This window comes from Acetobacter sp. DsW_059, from assembly GCF_002153695.1.
Taxonomy (GTDB): Bacteria; Pseudomonadota; Alphaproteobacteria; order Acetobacterales; family Acetobacteraceae; genus Acetobacter; species Acetobacter thailandicus.
In genome coordinates, this window is the sequence record NZ_JOPI01000040.1 from 40,032 (window position 1) to 58,422 (window position 18,391).

Genomic DNA, 18,391 nt, shown 5'->3' on the forward strand with positions numbered 1-18,391 from the left:
CTCTTAAACATCAGGGGTATGATAAATACCCTCTTCGTTGCTTGCGCAGCCCTACTAAAAAAGGCCGCCGAAGCGACCTTTTCTAGTAAATTAATGAGCTGGTTTTGCCTTACCGTCTCCTTTAAGAGGAGACAGCAGGTAACACAGTGGCACGCATAAAAAAGCACCGATACCCAGTGTCATAAAGACCTCGTTATACGTCAGAATAGAGATCTGACGTGAGAACTCACTGAACAGACTATGCTGCGCAACAGCAGCCGCAGCCTGATGTGTCGCCCCTCTGGCCTGGGCAGCAGCCTGCACCTGATTGAGGTAATCGTTATAAGGCTGATGATAAGGGGTCATCCAGTGCACCATATGAGCCTGATGAGCCTGCCGGCGTTCTGTCAGCAAAGCCGTCGCACCCGAAATTGCCAGTGACCCCAGCACATTACGCGCCATTGAAAAGAGAGCAGAAGCGTCAGAGTTAAGATGCTTAGGAATAGTCGAGTAAGCAATGGTCGAAAGTGGCACAAACAGAAATGCAAGACAGGCTGTCTGACTCATACGGAAAAGCACAAGATGCCTGAAATCAAGGGTCGGCACGAGGTCCGCTGAGAAAAAGAATGAGCACCCCATCAGCGTAAAGCCCAGCGCGATAACATTACGCACACTGGTCTTCGTCATTAATTTGCCGACCAGCGGGATCAGAAAAATCACAGCAACCCCGCCCGGAGACAATACCAGGCCTGACAATGTTGCCGTATACCCCATCACCTGCTGTGCAAACTGAGGCACAATTAACGCTGAGGCATAAAGCAGCGCTCCCATAGCCCCCATCAGAGTTGTGGCAACAGCAAAATTGCGGTCTTTAAAGACGCGCAGATCAACTGCAGGGCGTTTTGCACGCAGCAGCCAGAAAATAGCGCCTCCTAAACCCAGAACCGCCATAACGGCCATAATACGAATAAAGTCTGAACCAAACCAGTCCGCATCTTCTCCGCGGTCAACCATGACCTCAAGACAACTGAAACCAAGCGTAATCAGACAGATACCAACTGTATCAATAGGAGATTTCTGCTTTACTGCCCATGGCGGATCATCAACTGTGAGAATCACACCAAGAGTTGTCAGAAAACCAAAAGGCACATTGATAAAAAAGATCCAGCGCCATTCAAAGTTATCCGTGATCCAGCCACCAAGCGTCGGCCCGATAACTGGTGCCACTACTGTTGCAATGGCTGTCAGACCAAAAGCAGCGGCACGTTTTGCCGGAGGGAAACTGTCAAGAATGATCGACTGCTGCACCGGCTGCAACCCCCCCCCGAAGAACCCCTGCATCATGCGGAACACGATAAGCTGGGTCAGCGATGTCGCCATGCCACACAGAAACGAAGACACTGTGAACATGGTGATACAGATCATAAAATAACGTTTGCGCCCGAAGACCTTACCCAGCCAGCCAGAAATTGTCAGCACAATGCCATTGGCAACCAGGTAAGCTGTCAGCGTCCACGTCGCATCGTCATATGTGCTCGACAGGCTACCCGCAATATGTGGCAACGACACGTTTACAATGGTCGTGTCCAGAATTTCCATAAATGCGGCCATGGTCACCACAAACGCCACAATCCAGGGATTATGGCGGGGCTTCCACTCTGCCGCAGATGTTCCGGGCTGTGTACTCATTATTTTGTATTTTCAGTCACCGTTGATGGAACTGGCTGTGCAGCAGATGTTGTCCGGGGCGGAACACCATCCGGACGTCCGGGAGTATCAACATGCACAACCGGCTCGACTGACAGACCAAGCGCCAGCTGCTGTTCAGGGTTCAGCCCTTCATCGATGATGATTTTAACCGGAACACGCTGAACAATTTTAACATAGTTGCCCGTAGCATTTTCGGGAGGGAACGCACTGAATGTTGCTCCCGTTCCCTTTTGCAGCGAATCAATATGCCCTTTCAGCTTCAGTGACGGATACGCATCAACATGAATATCCACTTTCTGGCCGGGTCTCATATCAGTGATCTGGGTTTCTTTATAATTAGCAACAACCCACACTTCAGGCTCAACAACTGACAGCACATGCTGACCCGTTGCAACATAATTACCCTGTTCGATATTACGTTCTGAGATCCAGCCATCACATGGCGCACGAAGCTCTGTCCAGCCAAGGTTGAGAACAGCATTATCAAGCCTGGCCTGAGCTGTTTTAACCTGACCTTCCTGCTGGCTGACCTGAATTTTGGTATTCGACACATTAGGCTGCACCGGCTCGGCGATCTGCAGAAGACCTTCAGCCTGCATAACCTGCGCCTTTGCCGCATCAAGAGCAGCCCGTGCGTAATCAATATCCTGCTGCGATGTTGCAGCACGCTGCACACGCATCTGACGTTTATAATCGGTCTCAGCTTTAAATACCTGAGCCTTCGCTGCGGCAAGGCTGCCCTGTGCTTCAACCAGATGCCCGGGATACGTTTTCTGAGCAACCAGATACATCATCTGAGATGCTTCAAAAGCAGCCTGCACCTGCTCAAGGTTACCCACGGCTTCATCGCGCTGTGCTGTCCAGTCCCGCGGGTCAATACGCGCAAGCAGCTGCCCTTTGCGAACAAACTGGTTATCATTGACATAAAGACCAACGACATAACCACTGACATGCGGTGCGACAGACACAGCCCGGCCGGCGGTAAAAGCATCGTCCGTCTCGACTTCATTGCGTGTGAGATAAAAATACACGCCTGCCAGAACAGCCAGAGCAACAATAACAATTGTCAGAACAACCTTACGCGTTCCGCTTTTCTTTGGGGGTGCACTATTTTCTTTTGCAGATACTTCTTCAGACTGTTCACTATGGACTTCGGCCATTCTGCTCCCCGCTTTTCAACATACACCGTGTAGATTTTCCGACTCACGGCACATTCAACACCACACCGCTGACCGATCGGTTCGGTCATTTTGTGGCACGATCATCAAACCACTTCAAGCAGTACTATGCAGAATGTTAACGCTGCCCTATTATAAATAATAGCGTTTTTCATAAAAAAATTATTTAAAAACAAATAATTATACTTTTTATCATTCCTGAAAAGACACTCTACTGCTCCAGACTTTGCGTACGTACAAGACGGGCATATAAACCATTTTTCTCCATAAGAGTGTCATGGTTACCCTGCTCAATAGCCCGCCCGTCCTGCATCACCACAACCAGATCAGCGGCTCTGACTGTAGAAAGCCGGTGCGCCACGATAATTGTTGTCCGGTCATGGCGAATACGTGCAAGAGCCTGCTGCACGGCGGCTTCATTTTCACTATCAAGCGCACTGGTCGCTTCATCAAGCAGCAACAGCCGCGGGTTACGCAAAAAAGCCCTCGCCAGAGCAATGCGCTGACGCTGACCACCTGACAGGAACTGACCGCCGGAGCCGACACAGGTTTTATATCCCTCAGGTAACTCAAGAATAAAAGCCTCTGCCGCGGCTGCCCGGGCGGCTGCATGCACTTCAGCCTCGGATGCATCCGGCTTACCCAGAAGAATGTTCTCATAAACCGGAAAATCAAACAGAATCGGGTTCTGGCTCACATAGGCAATGGCTTTACGCAGGCTCTCAATCTGCAAATAACGAAGATCCTGGCCATCAAGCAGAATACTGCCAGATGTCACATCATGCAGGCGTGGCACCAGTGATAAAGCTGTCGATTTACCCGCACCCGACAAGCCCACGAGAGCGACGACCTGACCAGCCTGAGCCTCAAAACTAAACGAATCAAGTCCAACACGCCCGTCATTATAAATAAAACCAACATCTTTAAATATCAGATGTCCGCCGCCAGCAGGTAAAGGAACAGCATCAGGAGCCTCAGTCACCGCAGGTTTTTCATCGACAACACTGAAAATTCTGACCAGTCCGGCCAGCCCCTCCTGCAAGGCGGCGTGAAGAGCCCCTAATGCTCTGAGAGGACGTGCCGCCAGCAGCAAAGCCGCAACGAACCCGGAAAAATCACCCAGCGTTGTGCCAGACATAGCAGCCCGCCAGCCGGCAAAACCAAGAACCGCAGCCACTGCTGTTCCCCCCAGCACTTCAAGCAGAGGGTCAACTCTGGCACGTCCCTGAGTAATGCTCAGCATCGCCTTATGAAGACGCTCGAAAGATGTAACTGCGCGCGCTGTTTCTTCCTGCTCCATACCGTAGACCCGCACTGTACGGGCCTGAGAAAAGCTCTCTGTCAGAAACGCCGCAGTCTCCCCGATCTGCTCCTGCATCCCGCCTGAAGCCCGTCTGACCTTTTTACCTAATTTCTGAATAGGTACGACCGCAACCGGATACAGTAACGCAGCAATCAGGCTCAGCTCCCAGTCCATATAGAACATTGAGACAATAAGGCCTGCAATTGTGACCGTATCCCCCAGGGAGTTAACAACCTTAATCATCGCTTCACGAATAGAAACAGCGTCTGTTGTAAAGCGTGCGGCCAGTTTTGCCGGTGCTTCCTGCTCTATCCGGGTGACATCTGCCTGTATCAGGTGGCTGAACATGATATTTTGCAGGTCACGAATAACCACCAGCACAAGCCCCTGCGCTGCCAGTGTCTGCGCATATTGTGACACAGCTTTTGATGCTGTCACAATCACCACGAGCATCGGCACCTGATACAGAATACGCGGATCATGCGAGGCAAACATATCCAGCGCACGCTGAATAACCAGCGGATAAAGCGCCGTGAGGGCCGCCATCACAACAGTCAGCAGCAAAACAGCCAGAATACGCCCCGGGTAGTGCCTGACCTGCCCCACCCATAACCGGCGCAGCAGCGCACGGGTATCATCCGGAGATAAAACCTTACGCGCAGGTTTTTGTTTTTTCTTTCGCTTACGTCCACGAGGAGCATGCTCTGTATCATCAGATACCGAATGAGCCTGAGAAGCGGTAGACGCAGAATGTGTACCAGAAGCGGAGGAGCGTGAAGACATCATACCGTTCCTCTACCAGCCTCACGACAAGAGGTAAAATCCGTCAGCAAAAAATTCTGCTGCTATTTTATCTACCTCAGGTTCATGGCTTGTTTAAGGCATGCCTCCAGCCCCGCCTGACACCCATGCTGTTGCCACCACTGGCGCACCTCTGTGAGAACACGACCAATATCGGGGCCGGTAGCAAGTCCTGCGTCGCACAGATGTTTACCTGCCAGCGGAAAAACCGGTACGGGCATATCGCGGATGCGCGCCCTCAGAGCGATAAACGATTCTGCCAAAACAGATGATGAGAATGACGCGTCAGCCTGCGCAAGCCAGACCAGAGCAAGTAGCAGGTCTTTAGATTTATCAGATAAGAGACAACGTAATACATCATCGCTGATATCAGTCGCGGGTGCCTTGTTACACGACACTGCTACCAGATAGCGCATTTCTGAGCGTGACAGTTTCAGGCGTCTGGCCAGCCCGGAAGGATCTTCCGCAATTAATGCAGCCAGTCGCAAAACCGGATCGGCGGGGGCACCAGCTGCAAGTAGCGCATCGAAACGGGAAATGGTAACACCTGAAGGAAAAAGAACAGACAGCACGCCCGTCTCCTCCATCAGGCGAACCTGCCCCCGGGCACCCAGTCCGGTTAGTATTTTCTGCATTTCCGACCAGATGCGCTCAACAGATAAACGCTTAAGCCAGTCTGCATTCTCCCTGATCGCACTTATCGCCTCAGCATCAGGCTCAGCACCACCATAACGTCCCTGAAAACGAAAAAATCGTAAAATCCGCAAAGCGTCTTCACGGATGCGTGCAGATGCCTCTCCCACAAAGCGCACTCTGCCAGCGGCAAGGTCTGCCTGACCACCGAAATAATCCGTCAGCTGCCCATGACGGTCACGAAACATCGCATTAATCGTAAAATCACGCCGCTTTGCATCCTCTGCCCAGTTGCTGGTCCAGCAGACAGAGGCATGACGCCCGTCAGTCGTGACATCGCGCCGCAATGTCGTAATTTCATAAGGCTGCCCCTCCATCACAGCTGTAACTGTTCCGTGCGCCAGGCCAGTGGGTACGACTTTAATACCCGCAGCTTTAAGGCTGGCCAGAACCTCTGCCGGAGGCTCTGGTGTCGCGAGATCAATATCAGACACAGGCCGCACCGCCAGCAGGTCTCGCACAACACCACCGACCAGACGCGCCTGAGGCAAAACACGCCACAAGGCAGTCAAAGCATCACGCTGCTTCGTCGTAAGCCCGGCACTCCCCTCTGAATAATCCTCTGACACGCCAGGCTGCATCATGCTTCAGGTTCTTCGGGGGGCATTAACGAGAGAGGAAAAAAGCTGTCACAGCTCCACACCCCCATGCAGGGGATACCATGACACTGTCCGGGCTCAGCCAGTGCTGCCAGCTCATACCACACAGAGCGCGACAGGCGCGCCTCAACAGGAAAAAGACCATCACCGGCACGTACAGTCAGGTAAGGCGGACAGGCACCCTCTGCACAAAAATCAGAAGAAATTTGCCATCTGGCCCGAATCGGATGCTCACGGTCAGCGACAACAGGCTCATCTGTATTTGTGCAAAAACACAGTTTCTGCATGCGGCCACACCCCGACCACTCAAGCTTCACAGCCTGAAACGGAGCATCCTCCACATCAATATATCCTGTTTCAACAGGTGTACGAAGCAGATAAGCCCCCTCCGAATCACGCGTCAGAACAGAGCCAAACAGACACACCATCGCCTTACGATTTAAAGGCTCTCCTTTGTACAGCCACTCCCCGTTTCTTTTAATCAGAAACGGCAGCTTTCTGACCTGCGAACCTGAAGCAGACCGATCAGAGGTTGTATCAGAACAAGAATGTGTCGTGTTCAGGTGTAGATCTTCTTCATCGCGCACTGACAGATAATCCTGTAATAACTGTTTCACTGCTCAGGACATGATATAGGGTGAATACCCTACTTGATGTAAGACCCATATCTGCACAGACTGGACACATGGCCGTATCAGACAAAAAACATTCCGCTGCTCTCTCTCCTTCTGCCGCACCAGATGTCAGAAAAGCTGATGATCTGTGTGAGCACCTCAAAGCTGTGCAGCAGGAAATCTCGCGCATCATTTTTGGTCAGGACCAGGTTGTTAACCAGACCCTGATCACTATCCTCGCCGGAGGGCACTGCCTTCTGGTTGGTGCACCGGGACTGGGCAAAACATTACTGGTGACAACGCTGGGCACCGTGCTGGGCCTGGATACACGACGTGTACAGTTTACTCCTGACCTGATGCCTTCTGACATCACCGGCAGCGAAATTCTCGATGAAGATAACTCAGGGCGACGCAGCTTTCGCTTTGTACCCGGGCCGGTATTCTGTCAGCTGCTGATGGCAGATGAAATTAACCGTGCCAGCCCCCGCACACAATCTGCTCTGCTTCAGGCCATGCAGGAACATCAGGTGAGCGTTGCCGGCACTGAGCATCAGCTACCCGCACCTTTTCATGTGCTCGCCACGCAAAACCCGATGGAGCAGGAGGGAACCTATCCGCTGCCAGAAGCACAGCTCGATCGCTTCATGCTGCAAATTCCACTCACCTTCCCTGATGAAGCGGCTGAAAGAGCTATGCTGCTGGCAACCACCGGCACAGAAAAAGCCACCCCTGAACGCATTATCTCCACCGAAATTCTCAGCGAAGCGCAGGCCCTGGTCCGTACGCTGCCAATTGGCGAAAAAATAGTCGATGCTATTTTAAAACTGACCCGTGCTGCCCGCCCCGAAACAACCAGAGATGAAACTCTGCGCCGTCATATTGCCTGGGGGCCTGGTCCGCGCGCAGCACAAACTCTTATGCTGGCAACCCGCGCACGGGCGCTGCTGGATGGTCGCCTCTCTCCCAGTATAGATGACGTCATTGCCCTTGCACGCCCGGTTATGGCTCATCGTATGGCACTGACTTTCGCCGCCCGCGCAGACGGTGTGCAGATTGACTCTGTCATGACACAGCTTTTAAAAATTCTGGACTAAAGTCTCTTGAGCACACCGGTCCTGCGCCTCAGAAATTTTCTCGGGCGCCTTTCCTCCAGAGGCAGGCAGAGCGTCGCTGATGATTTTACACATACAGCCTCACAGCCTCCCTCATCGGGACATGCACCAGCTGATGGCTCTCTGTCAGGGTTTATAGCCTCTCAGGCTGACGATCTGGCTTCGCGCCTGCCTGCGCTTCTGCTTGAAGCCAGTCATGTCGCAGCCTCTCTGAGCACCGGGCAGCACGGCCTGCACCGTGCGGGCAGCGGCGAAAGTTTCTGGCAGTATCGCCAGGCTCAGCCTGGTGAACCTGTCTCACAGATCGACTGGCGCCAGTCAGCACGCAGCCAGCATGCTTATGTACGCGAAACCGAAGCAGAAGCACCACAAACAGTTCTGCTCTGGTGTGATTTATCAGCCTCCATGCAATGGCGTTCTGCTTCAGACCTGCCTGAAAAACGGGACCGGGCCCTGCTCCTGCTTCTTGCCACCGCCAGCCTGCTTTTACGCAGTGGTGAGCGCGTGCGCATCCTTACACCATCAGGTCAGGCTACACGTCATGCGACAGGGACCCCGCTTGAACGTCTGGCTCTTGGTCTGCTTGAAACCTTACGAAACAATGGTGGCCAGGTGCCCGCCCTACCAGCGGCAGCACTCATACCCCGCTATTGCAGACTGATTATAGTCAGCGATTTTTTATGTGATGACACCGAACTGGGCAAACTGCTCAGCCACTGTGCCGGCCAGCAGGTCAGAGCACACCTGGTGCAAATTGCAGACCCGGCCGAACGTACACTCCCTTACAAAGGGCACATTACCTTTGAGGGACTTGAGCAGGAACCTGAGCTCGACCTGCAGCACGTCCAGTCTTTGCAGGATGCCTATCAGTACCAGGTCAGACTGCGTGAGACAGCTCTCACCGCCCTGGCAACACGCCACAACCATTCGCTGACAGTACATAACACTAACAACTCCCCCCTGCCGGCACTTATGAGCATACAGGCGCATATGCATAATAAAGGTCAACTGACAGAGGTGCCTGCATGATTTTTCTTGCTCCCCTGGCTTTATGTGGCCTCCTGACCCTGCCGCTGGTCTGGTGGCTGCTCAGGGCAACCCCGCCACGCCCACGCCAGATGCGCTTTCCGCCATTGCAAATTCTGCGTACGCTGCGCCCGACCGAAAATGATGCAGCCAAATCTCCCCTGTGGCTGCTGATTTTACGCTTACTGGCTGTCAGCCTGCTCATACTGGGCCTGTCACAACCTGTTATTACCGGCACACCGCTGCCTGTTTCAGGCAATGGTGCCATAGCTCTCGTTATTGATAACGGTATGCTGACAGCCCCTGACTGGAGCAAACGTCTGAGAACGGCCTTAAATATCGTTGATAATGCCGCTCTGAGCAGACGTCAGGTTTCACTCATTCTCACTGCGACGAGCAATACAGCAGACACGGCAACCTCACCTTTCACGCCCCGGCCGGCTGAGACTGTCAGACGCACACTCACTCAGTTACGTCCTGTGCCGTGGGGTGTGCGACGTGCTGAAATAGCAAAACTCTCAAAAATCCACCCGCCTGGTCATTTTGGCACCGTTATTTATCTGTCAGATGGTGTGGCGTCCGAAGGTGATGCTGCTTTTGCTCAGGCATTACAGACGATGGGGCCTGTACGGGAGATCCGTTTTCCTGATGCACCGGTTTATGTGCTCAAACCTGCGACCGGGGCTCATAATACGGCGATAGCTCAGCTTGTCACTCTGCCCGCACCACATCCGCGCCAGATAACTGTACGCCTGCACACGCAGGAAGGTGGCACACTGGCGACTATTCCCCTCACTCTGCCGGCCAGTGCCACGCAGGCTGATATTTCTGCCAGCCTGCCTTCAGCAGTCATGAACCGTATTGACCGCATCACGCTTAACGGGCTGCCAGGCGCAGCCTCTGCCTTTCTCCTTGATGAGGGTGACCGTATGCACCCTGTCGGGCTGATTACGTCAGGAGCATCTGACACCCGCCTGACAGGCCCCTTATTTTACCTGCGGCGTGCCCTGAGCCCAACGGCAGAACTGCACGAAGGCACAGGAGCGTCACTCCTCCAGCAGTCACTTTCCGTCATTATCGCTCCTGATGGCACACTGTCTGACCCGGCCGTACGTCATACAATGGCTAAATGGATTGAACAGGGTGGCACCCTTATTCGTTTTGCAGGCCCCACCCTGGCCGGGCACAATCAGGAAAATGCACAAAATACTGAAGCTGCCAGAACTGCTGACGCAGCAACTGATCTTCTCCCGGTTCCCCTGTTGTCAGGAGCACGGCAACTGGGGGGCACCATGACCTGGGGCACTCCACAAAAGCTTGCGGCGTTTGATACGACATCGCCCTTCCACGGCTTGCAGGTACCGGCAGATGTCACGGTCTCACGGCAAATTCTCGCGAGCCCCGTTGCTGATCTGTCATCCCATAACTGGGCCAGACTGCAGGATGGCACTCCGCTTGTTACCTACACGACACTGGGGAAAGGCACGATCATACTCTTTCACGTCAGCAGCACAGCCGACTGGTCCTCACTGCCACTCTCAGGCCTGTTTGTCAGTATGCTGCAACGTCTTATTGACCAGGCAAATGGTGTCAGTGCCCCGGCAGATAACAGCCTTCTTGCTCCGGTCTTAACACTTGATGGTGACGGTGTGCCAGGCCTGCCACCACCAGAGGCACGCAGCCTGAGAGCCGATGCCTTTACCAGCACACCTGTTTCTGAGCAGCACCCTCCGGGGCTTTATGGTCCCAAATCTATGAGACTAGCCCTGAATGCCGGCACAGCCCTGCCAGCGTTAAAAGCTGAAAAGCCCACCGGCCCGCTGCTTGATCCGTCGGGTCACAGACCAGACACGCACCTTGCAGGCTTTTGCCTGGCAGGGGCACTCATACTGCTTTGCCTCGACACAATGCTTACATTGCTGCTTCGCTCGGGCTTTCCGGGCACAAAACGATCTGTTAAATCAGGAGCCTCTCTCCTTGCCTGTTTCATCATGCTCTCTCCCTCAGCCAGAGCACAGGAAGCAATGCAAAACACACCACCTGCTGCTCTTGAAACCAGGCTGGCCTACATCATCACAGGGCATAAAAAAGTTGACGATGTCTCTCGTCAGGGGCTGCAGGGTTTGTCTGACTACACCAATGCCAGAACATCAGCCCGCCTCGGCTCTCCTGACGGAGTTATACCAGGTAAAAGTGACCTGAGTTATTACCCCATGATTTACTGGCCGGTCACGGCTGATGCGCAGGTCACTCCTGCACAGACGGCTGCACTGACATCTTTTATGGCACATGGCGGCATTCTGTTTATTGACACTCAGGGACAGGATATGAACGACCAGAGTGCTGGTAGTTCGTCAGAGAATTTTGCCGGCGATGCTCCGGGCACTGCTGCGGCATTACGCCGTGTTACAAATGGCCTGCCTATCCCTCCGCTGACAGAAATGACCGACCACCATCTGCTGGCTCATACTTTTTATCTGCTGCACGAATTTCCTGGCCGGTATGCCGGGCAACCGGTTTGGGTCACCCGCGAGGGAGAAGCAGAAAATGATGATGTAAGCCCGGTCATTATCGGTTCAGCCGACTGGGCCCATGCCTGGGCTGTCGATGACACCGGCAACTCTCCCTATGCTGTTATTCCGCAGGGAGCTGCGCAGCGAAAAACAGCATATCGCTTTGGTGTGAATGCGGTGATTTATGCTCTGACCGGTAATTATAAAGCAGATCAGCTTCATGTACCTGCTCTGCTTAAACGACTGGGAGGGGAGTAAATCATGCTTAACCGTCTTATGCACGAAGCAGACTTCTCTCCTCTGCTGCCGCTCTGGTTTCTCATCTGTCTCGGCATTCTGGCCTTTGCGCTATGCTGCTATGCCATTATACGCCGCACAAAGGGAGCCCTGTTCAGGCTTGCTGGCATTCTGCTGGTTCTGCTCTGGCTGAGCGGACCACAGAAACTACATGAACACTGGCGCCCACTGCCACAAACTGCCCTGCTGGTTGTCGACAACTCCCCTTCCATGCATATCAGAAACCGCGAACAGCTGGCGCAGCAGGCGGCGCATATTCTCACACAGGCCAAAACTGAAGGTCTTACACTACGCACAGTAACACTTAACAGCCCACCGCAGGACGGAACCCGCCTGTTTGACGCCCTTGAACAGGCAGCTGCCGATATTCCGGCAGACCAGTTTGCCGGGGCAATTATGCTCACCGATGGCCAGGTCTCTGATATTCCTCACACGCTGCCAGAACGTTTCGCAGCAACGTCACAGGATGGCGTAACAACGCACCTGCCTCTGCACCTGCTGCTGACAGGCAAAGGCGAAGAAACTGACCGCCGCCTGCGAATATTGCAGGCTCCGCCCTACGCCATTATCGGACAACCTGTATCGTTACGCGTGCAGGTAGATGACAGCGGACCAGGCACTGCGCCTGACACAAAAGCAGACCTGAAAATACAGGTGAATGGTGAGGCTCCCTTCACTATTCCTGTTCTGACTGGCAAACCACAGGATATTTCAATCCCTGTTTCTCACACAGGGCAACTGCTTGTCAGCCTCACGGCTTCTCCTCTCGAGGGTGAGGCCTCTTCTCTCAATAACCAGACCACCGTTAATATGAACGGCATTCGTGACCGCCTGCGTGTACTGCTGATTTCAGGCACACCAAACCAGGGTGAACGGGTCTGGCGCCGTCTGCTTAAATCTGATCCTTCTGTTGACCTGATTCACTTCACCATTCTGCGGCCACCGGATAAAGACGACGGCACCCCGATTTCTGAGCTGGCTCTGATCGCTTTTCCGGTAAAAGCCCTGTTTCAGGATAAAATTGATCAGTTCGACCTCATTATCCTTGATGGTTTTGAGAATATGAACATTTTGCCCTACGAGTATCTGGATAATATTGCCAGGTTCGTAAAAAAAGGCGGTGGGCTGCTTCTTACAGGCGGACCTGAATTTACAGGTAATGGCTCGCTGCAGGACACTCCTGTAGGCGGCATTCTGCCTGCACATGTCTCTGGCATAACCCAGCAGGCTTTCCGTCCACAGCTCACAGATGCGGGGCGCAAACACCCGGTCACAGCAAACCTGCCCGGTGCGCCGGCACCCGGGGTGAAAACGCCAGCGGAAAAAACGATACCTGGTCAATGGGGCCCGTGGTACCGCGCTCTCAAAGCTGACAGCACTCACGGGCAGGTGCTGCTAAGCGGCCCTGACAGCAGCCCTCTGCTCGTGCTGAACAGAGAAGAAAATGGCCGGGTTGCTTTCCTGCTTTCTGATCAGATCTGGCTATGGTCGCGCGGTGAAGGTGGTGGTGGCCCGCAGGCTGAGCTGCTCCGCCGTATCTCCCACTGGCTGATGAAAGAACCAGAACTGGAGGAAGAACAGCTACACGCCAGCCTTCATGACGGCACTCTGAGCGTCGTACGCCGCAGTGCAGCAGATAAAAACGCCATAACGGTTCAGGTGCGCGCACCTGATGGCAAATCTTCAGAGCTGAAACTCCGCGAAACCGGGCAGACCAGTGGCACTACGCGTGGTCAGATGCAGGCTGAGCAGGCAGGGATATGGGAAGTAAGCGACGGCACACATAAAACTTTTACTGCACCTGCCCCTCTGAATACTGAAGAGTTCGCTGACCTGCGCGCAACGGCCGACAATATGAAAGCAATAGTACAAAAAAGCGGTGGTCATATTTTCTGGACGGGTGATCACCCCACTGAAAAGACGCTGCCCGGCCTTACGCTTGCACATGCTCCATCTGATTCGCTGAGTTTTCCACACAGAAATGCTCATATTGTAACCGAGCGCACAGCGACACCGTTGCTGCCATCATGGGCTATCCTTTTTGTATCTTTAGCTTTTTTATTTGCAGGCTGGTGGCGGGAAGGACGTCCATGAGCAGCTTATCCTTGGATCATCACACACGTTGTGCTAGAGTCAGGAGATATTATTCCCTGCATGGACACATGATGACACGTTTATTGCGTACTTTTCCTCTCGTTATAGCGTGTTCTGGTTTTTTTCTTACGGTGCTGCCGGATCTTTCACACGCTCAGAGCGCCCGTGACCAGGAAGCACAGGCTGAGGCGGCTGAAGCTGCTCAGAAAGCCGAAGCTGCTAAAGCTGCCAAAAGAGCTGCTCCGCCATCAGCCATTCCTGGCGCGGCAGAAGAAGACGGCGAGGATGAACATGGCAGTGGTGATATCGAGCCCACAGCAGCATTGTTTGATGCCATTAACCGTGGCAGTACGCCATCTGCTAAAGAGTCAATCAACCGTGGAGCAGATCTGAACGGGCGCAACATCCTGGGGCAGACCCCCCTGGAGATGTCGATTGACATGAACAGAAATGCCATCACATTTCTTCTTCTGTCGATGCGTGGACAAAATACCCGTGCATCAACGGTATCCTCTGTCAAAGAAACCGTTGCCTCATCAGGAGACCAGCCTGACACAGGAAGAAAAATAAAACCTGAAAAGTCAGTTGCAAAACCTGGGAAATTACCCGACCAGTCGGGCGGGAAACCACAGCCATCCGTTGGCTTCCTGGGATTTAGCGGCAGTTAAATCAGTTCAGAAAAAGCCGGGGAAATTTCTTCCCCGGCTTTTTTGTGTCAACCTGCTGCGGCTGCAGGTGCTTCAGCCATGAGCTGAGCAGTAAGCGCCAGACTTTCCTGACGTAAGACATCAAGAGGCAGCAACTCACCACCACGTTCGAAATGCCAGAATGTCCAGCCATTGCATGACGGGGCGTTTGTCAGTGCAGCACCCATTTTATGGATAGAGCCCCGCTTATTGCCGCTGATAACCGTACCATCAGGTGAAACAACAACGCGAATACGTCTTTTCTTATCATACAACATGGTTCCGGCATCAAGCAGCCCCTGCTCGACCAGGCTACCAAATGGAACCCTTGGCGCTTCACGCTTATCTGGTGTTGTCACGACTGCATCCTCAGCAAGAGGCACTTCCTGCGCAACACGCTGACGCGCCGCGGCAATATAATCAGGATGACGTTCAACACCGATAAAACGACGACGCAAGCGGCGGGCCATTGCAGGTGTTGTGCCGGTGCCTGTAAACGGGTCCAGCACAACATCACCAACTGACGTGGAAGCCAGCAGCACTCTGTGCAAAAGACTTTCAGGCTTTTGCGTAGGATGAAGCTTCAGCCCATGTTCGTTACGCAACCGCTCGTTGCCTGTGCACAACGGCAGGCACCAGTCAGAGCGCATCTGCACATCATCATTAAGAGCCTTCATCGCCTGGTAGTTAAAGCGATAACGGCTGGTTTCGCTCTTAGCGGCCCAGATCATCGTCTCATGTGCATTGGTAAAACGCCGCCCACGAAAATTAGGCATAGGATTTGATTTACGCCAGACGATATCATTCAGGATCCAGAACCCCAGATCCTGCAGGATGGCACCAATACGAAAAATATTATGATAAGAGCCGATTACCCAGATCGTACCGTCCTTATCAAGCAGGCGATGCGCTTCTTTCAGCCAGTCACGTGTGAATTTATCATATGCCTGCAGGTCTGAAAATTTATCCCAGTCATCATCAACACCATCAACAAGCGTATCATCCGGGCGACGCAACTCACCCCGCAGCTGCAGATTATATGGCGGATCAGCAAAAATGCAGTCAACTGAGCCTGACGGAAGCGTTTTCATGACTTCCACACATTCACCACACAGAATCTGATCCAGCGGCAGCTCTTTATCTACCGTTTTTGCGCCGCTCATACCTGCTCTCCTGCATAATAAAGTTCGAATTGTTTACGGACTGTGCCGAATGTTTTGCGATGATGGGGGGTAATACCTGATGCGATCAGTGCCTGACGATGCACCGCTGTGCCGTAACCTGAATTTTTCGCCCATCCATAAGCTGGCCAGCGCTGATCAAGGCTGTTCATAATGCGGTCGCGCGTGACCTTAGCGATCACAGAAGCCGCCGCGATGGACAGGCTAAGGCTGTCACCGCCGACCAGGCACTCCGCACTGCACCCGAAATCTGGTTTTTTATTACCGTCAACCAGCACATGATCTGGCAAACGAGGCAGGCGCGCGACGGCACGCTGCATAGCCAGATGAGCCGCATTATGAATATTAAGGCGATCTATTGCGGGAGCAGAAACAGCTCCCAGGCCAATTTCAACACCCGGAACCTCAGGCAAACGCGCAGCTATAAACGCACGCAACTGAGGCTTAAGTTTTTTGGAATCATCAATGATCGCTGCCAGATCGTCTGGCACACCGGCACCGAAAACAACGGCCGCAGCGACAACAGGACCTGCCAGAGGACCACGGCCAACTTCGTCCACTCCGGCTACGCGGCCGCCATATTGAAGTTCCCGTGTCAGATCCGGCATTACCCCTGCTTTCATCAGTCATGGTACGACTCGATGTTATTTCACGAGTCGTACCAATCGCGACTCCGTAAAGCAAGGAGAATCACTTTTTGCGACTCAGGGCAAGAGTCGCATCAAAAAAAAGTTCAGGAACTTTTTTTACGCGGGAACATCAGCCAGCTCAGAATAAGAGCAACACCTGATACAATCCCCAGAGAAAGAAGAGGTTTATCACGCACAAAAGTTGTGGCTTTTTCTACAAACCCTTCACCTTCTTCATAAAGATCGGCAAAGTCCTGACGTGCGCCACCGGCAAACTGGTCAAACTTACCCTCAGCCTGAAGACCAATATCACCTGTCAGACCACCAACCGCATCCTTAGCGCGACCTTTAGCTTCCGTAGCCAGTCCTTCAACTTTATTCGCTACGACTTTAAGTTTATCATCAGCCATCTGGATTTTTCTCCATTCTGTGGTTAACGACCATCAGCATACACTTAAATTTTATTAATACCACATATTGAATCCACTCTTTTTCTACCAATACCCTACACGAGTTCATGATTAATTATGCAAAAGCCTCTTAATTTACCTCTTATCGTTTTACTTATAGCCAGCACTGTTTTTATCGAGCAGCTTGACGCAACAATACTAACAACAGCCCTGCCCTCTATTGCTCATACCCTTCACGTCAGTATAGTTGACACGTCAGCCACATTAACGGCGTACCTCATCGGCCTGACCATTTTTATTCCGGCATCCGGCCCGCTGGCAGACAGACTGGGCAGCCGCACCACCCTTTGTATGGCGCTGTTTATTTTTATTACTGCTTCTGTTGCCTGCGCCTCAGCACAAAGCCTCAGCTTTCTTGTCGCTATGAGAACATTACAGGGCTTTGGCGGCGCCCTGATGTTTCCGGTCGGGAAACTCATTATCCTGCGCATTACGCCCAAAGATAAGCTGGTTTCGACCATGACATGGATGATGCTGCCCGTCGCGCTCGGCCCTCTTCTCGGCCCGGCCGCGGGTGGCTTTATTACTACATATTATTCATGGAGATGGGATTTTTATATTAACATACCCTTTTGCCTTATAATAATTCCCATGATTTATAAATTTGTACCTGAAATAAGAGTAAAAAATGCAAAGTCATTCAATATAAAAGGATTCATCATTACTGCATCCGGACTGACCTGCATCGCAATATCCATTGAATTATTTAGCCACAACCAGGCATCCAAACTCATATCACTCGCGCTTTTTGCTACCGGCGCCTGCTGTGCCGGCTTATATAATTGCTACACGCGCAATCCATTTCTTGACTTCACTCTTCTCAGGCTAAAAATTTTCAGACTGGCTTTTATTGGAGCCGGCGCCTCACGCATTGCTCTGGGAGCATTCCCGTTTCTGCTACCTTTATTTTTACAAAGCATTGCCGGACTGACACCCGCCCGAAGCGGCATCATGATCTCCTTCGCACCCATCGGTGCTATTGCAATGACACCTTTCATACCGCGCCTTCTGCGCAGATTTGGCTTCAGATACACTCTTATGCTCAACGGCTTTTCAGCTGCCATTCTTGGCACACTCATTACGTTCTTCCACAGAGGAGAAGCATTATGGGGACTTATGCTGATTATTTTTACAGCAGGCGTGTGTCAGGCAGTTTTATTCTCCGCCTATAATTCCATCGCCTATTCTGACGTCCCCCCTCAACGGATAAGCAGCGCAACCAGTTTTTACTCAACCATGGAGCAGATACTCGTTGCCTTTGGCATTTCAATTGCGGCAGGAACACTAACTTTTTCTTCGCAGTTTCATCACAATACAGTTCCGGCCGCAGCAGATTTTGCATCATCTTTTGTTATTGTCGGTATTGTTTCTTCAGTTGCCGCACTTGCAGCCTTCAGACTGCCGCACAATACCGGACTACTCCTCAACAAAAGAGATATAACTAAATGATATGGAATAAAAATTAAGTAACTCAATCACTTTAGCCTCCCCAAAAAACATAAAATG

Annotated in this window: 14 protein-coding genes; 6 read left to right on the top strand and 8 right to left on the bottom strand. The window is 52.4% G+C overall.

Annotated elements, in window-relative coordinates:
• Positions 1 to 90: 90 nt before the first annotated feature.
• The 5 genes from HK25_RS09365 to HK25_RS09385 form a co-directional block, all read right to left on the bottom strand.
• Complete coding sequence (locus HK25_RS09365; protein WP_086554360.1) at positions 91 to 1,668, bottom strand: DHA2 family efflux MFS transporter permease subunit; 1,578 nt, start codon at positions 1,666 to 1,668, stop codon at positions 91 to 93.
• Positions 1,668 to 2,849, bottom strand: a complete 1,182-nt coding sequence (locus HK25_RS09370) for an HlyD family secretion protein (RefSeq protein ID WP_086554361.1) — start codon at positions 2,847 to 2,849, stop codon at positions 1,668 to 1,670. The genes HK25_RS09365 and HK25_RS09370 overlap by 1 nt, the downstream gene beginning before the upstream one ends.
• 229 nt (positions 2,850 to 3,078) lie before the next feature.
• Positions 3,079 to 4,956, bottom strand: a complete 1,878-nt coding sequence (locus HK25_RS09375; RefSeq protein ID WP_233127778.1) for an ABC transporter ATP-binding protein — start codon at positions 4,954 to 4,956, stop codon at positions 3,079 to 3,081.
• Between the two features lie 68 nt (positions 4,957 to 5,024).
• Positions 5,025 to 6,245: a CCA tRNA nucleotidyltransferase gene (locus HK25_RS09380; RefSeq protein WP_086636044.1), complete on the bottom strand. Its 1,221-nt coding sequence runs from the start codon at positions 6,243 to 6,245 to the stop codon at positions 5,025 to 5,027.
• The gene (locus tag HK25_RS09385; RefSeq protein WP_233127782.1) at positions 6,245 to 6,757 is read right to left on the bottom strand and encodes a DUF1285 domain-containing protein; all 513 of its coding nucleotides are present in this window, start codon (positions 6,755 to 6,757) and stop codon (positions 6,245 to 6,247) included. Before HK25_RS09385 ends, HK25_RS09380 begins: the two co-directional genes overlap by 1 nt.
• Before the next feature lie 191 nt (positions 6,758 to 6,948).
• On the opposite strand from HK25_RS09385, the gene HK25_RS09390 reads away from it, so the two are divergent.
• The 5 genes from HK25_RS09390 (at position 6,949) to HK25_RS09410 (ending at position 14,587) form a co-directional block, all read left to right on the top strand.
• On the top strand, positions 6,949 to 7,971 hold the full coding sequence (locus HK25_RS09390) for a MoxR family ATPase (RefSeq protein WP_086636035.1): 1,023 nt from the start codon (positions 6,949 to 6,951) through the stop codon (positions 7,969 to 7,971).
• A gap of 6 nt (positions 7,972 to 7,977) precedes the next feature.
• Positions 7,978 to 9,018 carry a DUF58 domain-containing protein gene (locus HK25_RS09395; RefSeq protein ID WP_086554364.1) on the top strand — a complete coding sequence of 347 codons (1,041 nt, stop codon included), beginning with the start codon at positions 7,978 to 7,980 and terminating at the stop codon, positions 9,016 to 9,018.
• Positions 9,015 to 11,786, top strand: a complete 2,772-nt coding sequence (locus tag HK25_RS09400) for a DUF4159 domain-containing protein (protein ID WP_086636036.1) — start codon at positions 9,015 to 9,017, stop codon at positions 11,784 to 11,786. Before HK25_RS09395 ends, HK25_RS09400 begins: the two co-directional genes overlap by 4 nt.
• 3 nt (positions 11,787 to 11,789) lie before the next feature.
• Entirely contained in the window at positions 11,790 to 13,919 is a 2,130-nt protein-coding gene (locus tag HK25_RS09405; protein ID WP_086636037.1) for a hypothetical protein, read from the top strand.
• 68 nt (positions 13,920 to 13,987) lie between these two features.
• The gene (locus HK25_RS09410) at positions 13,988 to 14,587 is read left to right on the top strand and encodes an ankyrin repeat domain-containing protein (protein WP_233127780.1); all 600 of its coding nucleotides are present in this window, start codon (positions 13,988 to 13,990) and stop codon (positions 14,585 to 14,587) included.
• Positions 14,588 to 14,634: 47 nt separating this feature from the next.
• Here the strand turns inward: HK25_RS09410 and HK25_RS09415 are convergent, their stop codons facing one another.
• The 3 genes from HK25_RS09415 to HK25_RS09425 all read right to left on the bottom strand — a co-directional run bounded on the left by HK25_RS09415 (position 14,635) and on the right by HK25_RS09425 (position 16,825).
• The gene (locus tag HK25_RS09415) at positions 14,635 to 15,768 is read right to left on the bottom strand and encodes a site-specific DNA-methyltransferase (protein ID WP_086636038.1); all 1,134 of its coding nucleotides are present in this window, start codon (positions 15,766 to 15,768) and stop codon (positions 14,635 to 14,637) included.
• The gene (locus HK25_RS09420; protein ID WP_173559565.1) at positions 15,765 to 16,409 is read right to left on the bottom strand and encodes a ribonuclease HII; all 645 of its coding nucleotides are present in this window, start codon (positions 16,407 to 16,409) and stop codon (positions 15,765 to 15,767) included. The genes HK25_RS09415 and HK25_RS09420 overlap by 4 nt, the downstream gene beginning before the upstream one ends.
• 110 nt (positions 16,410 to 16,519) lie before the next feature.
• On the bottom strand, positions 16,520 to 16,825 hold the full coding sequence (locus HK25_RS09425; protein ID WP_086636040.1) for a CsbD family protein: 306 nt from the start codon (positions 16,823 to 16,825) through the stop codon (positions 16,520 to 16,522).
• Between the two features lie 117 nt (positions 16,826 to 16,942).
• Here HK25_RS09425 and HK25_RS09430 point away from each other — a divergent pair, with 117 nt between their 5' ends.
• The gene (locus HK25_RS09430) at positions 16,943 to 18,334 is read left to right on the top strand and encodes an MFS transporter (protein ID WP_086636041.1); all 1,392 of its coding nucleotides are present in this window, start codon (positions 16,943 to 16,945) and stop codon (positions 18,332 to 18,334) included.
• Positions 18,335 to 18,391 lie beyond the last annotated feature (57 nt).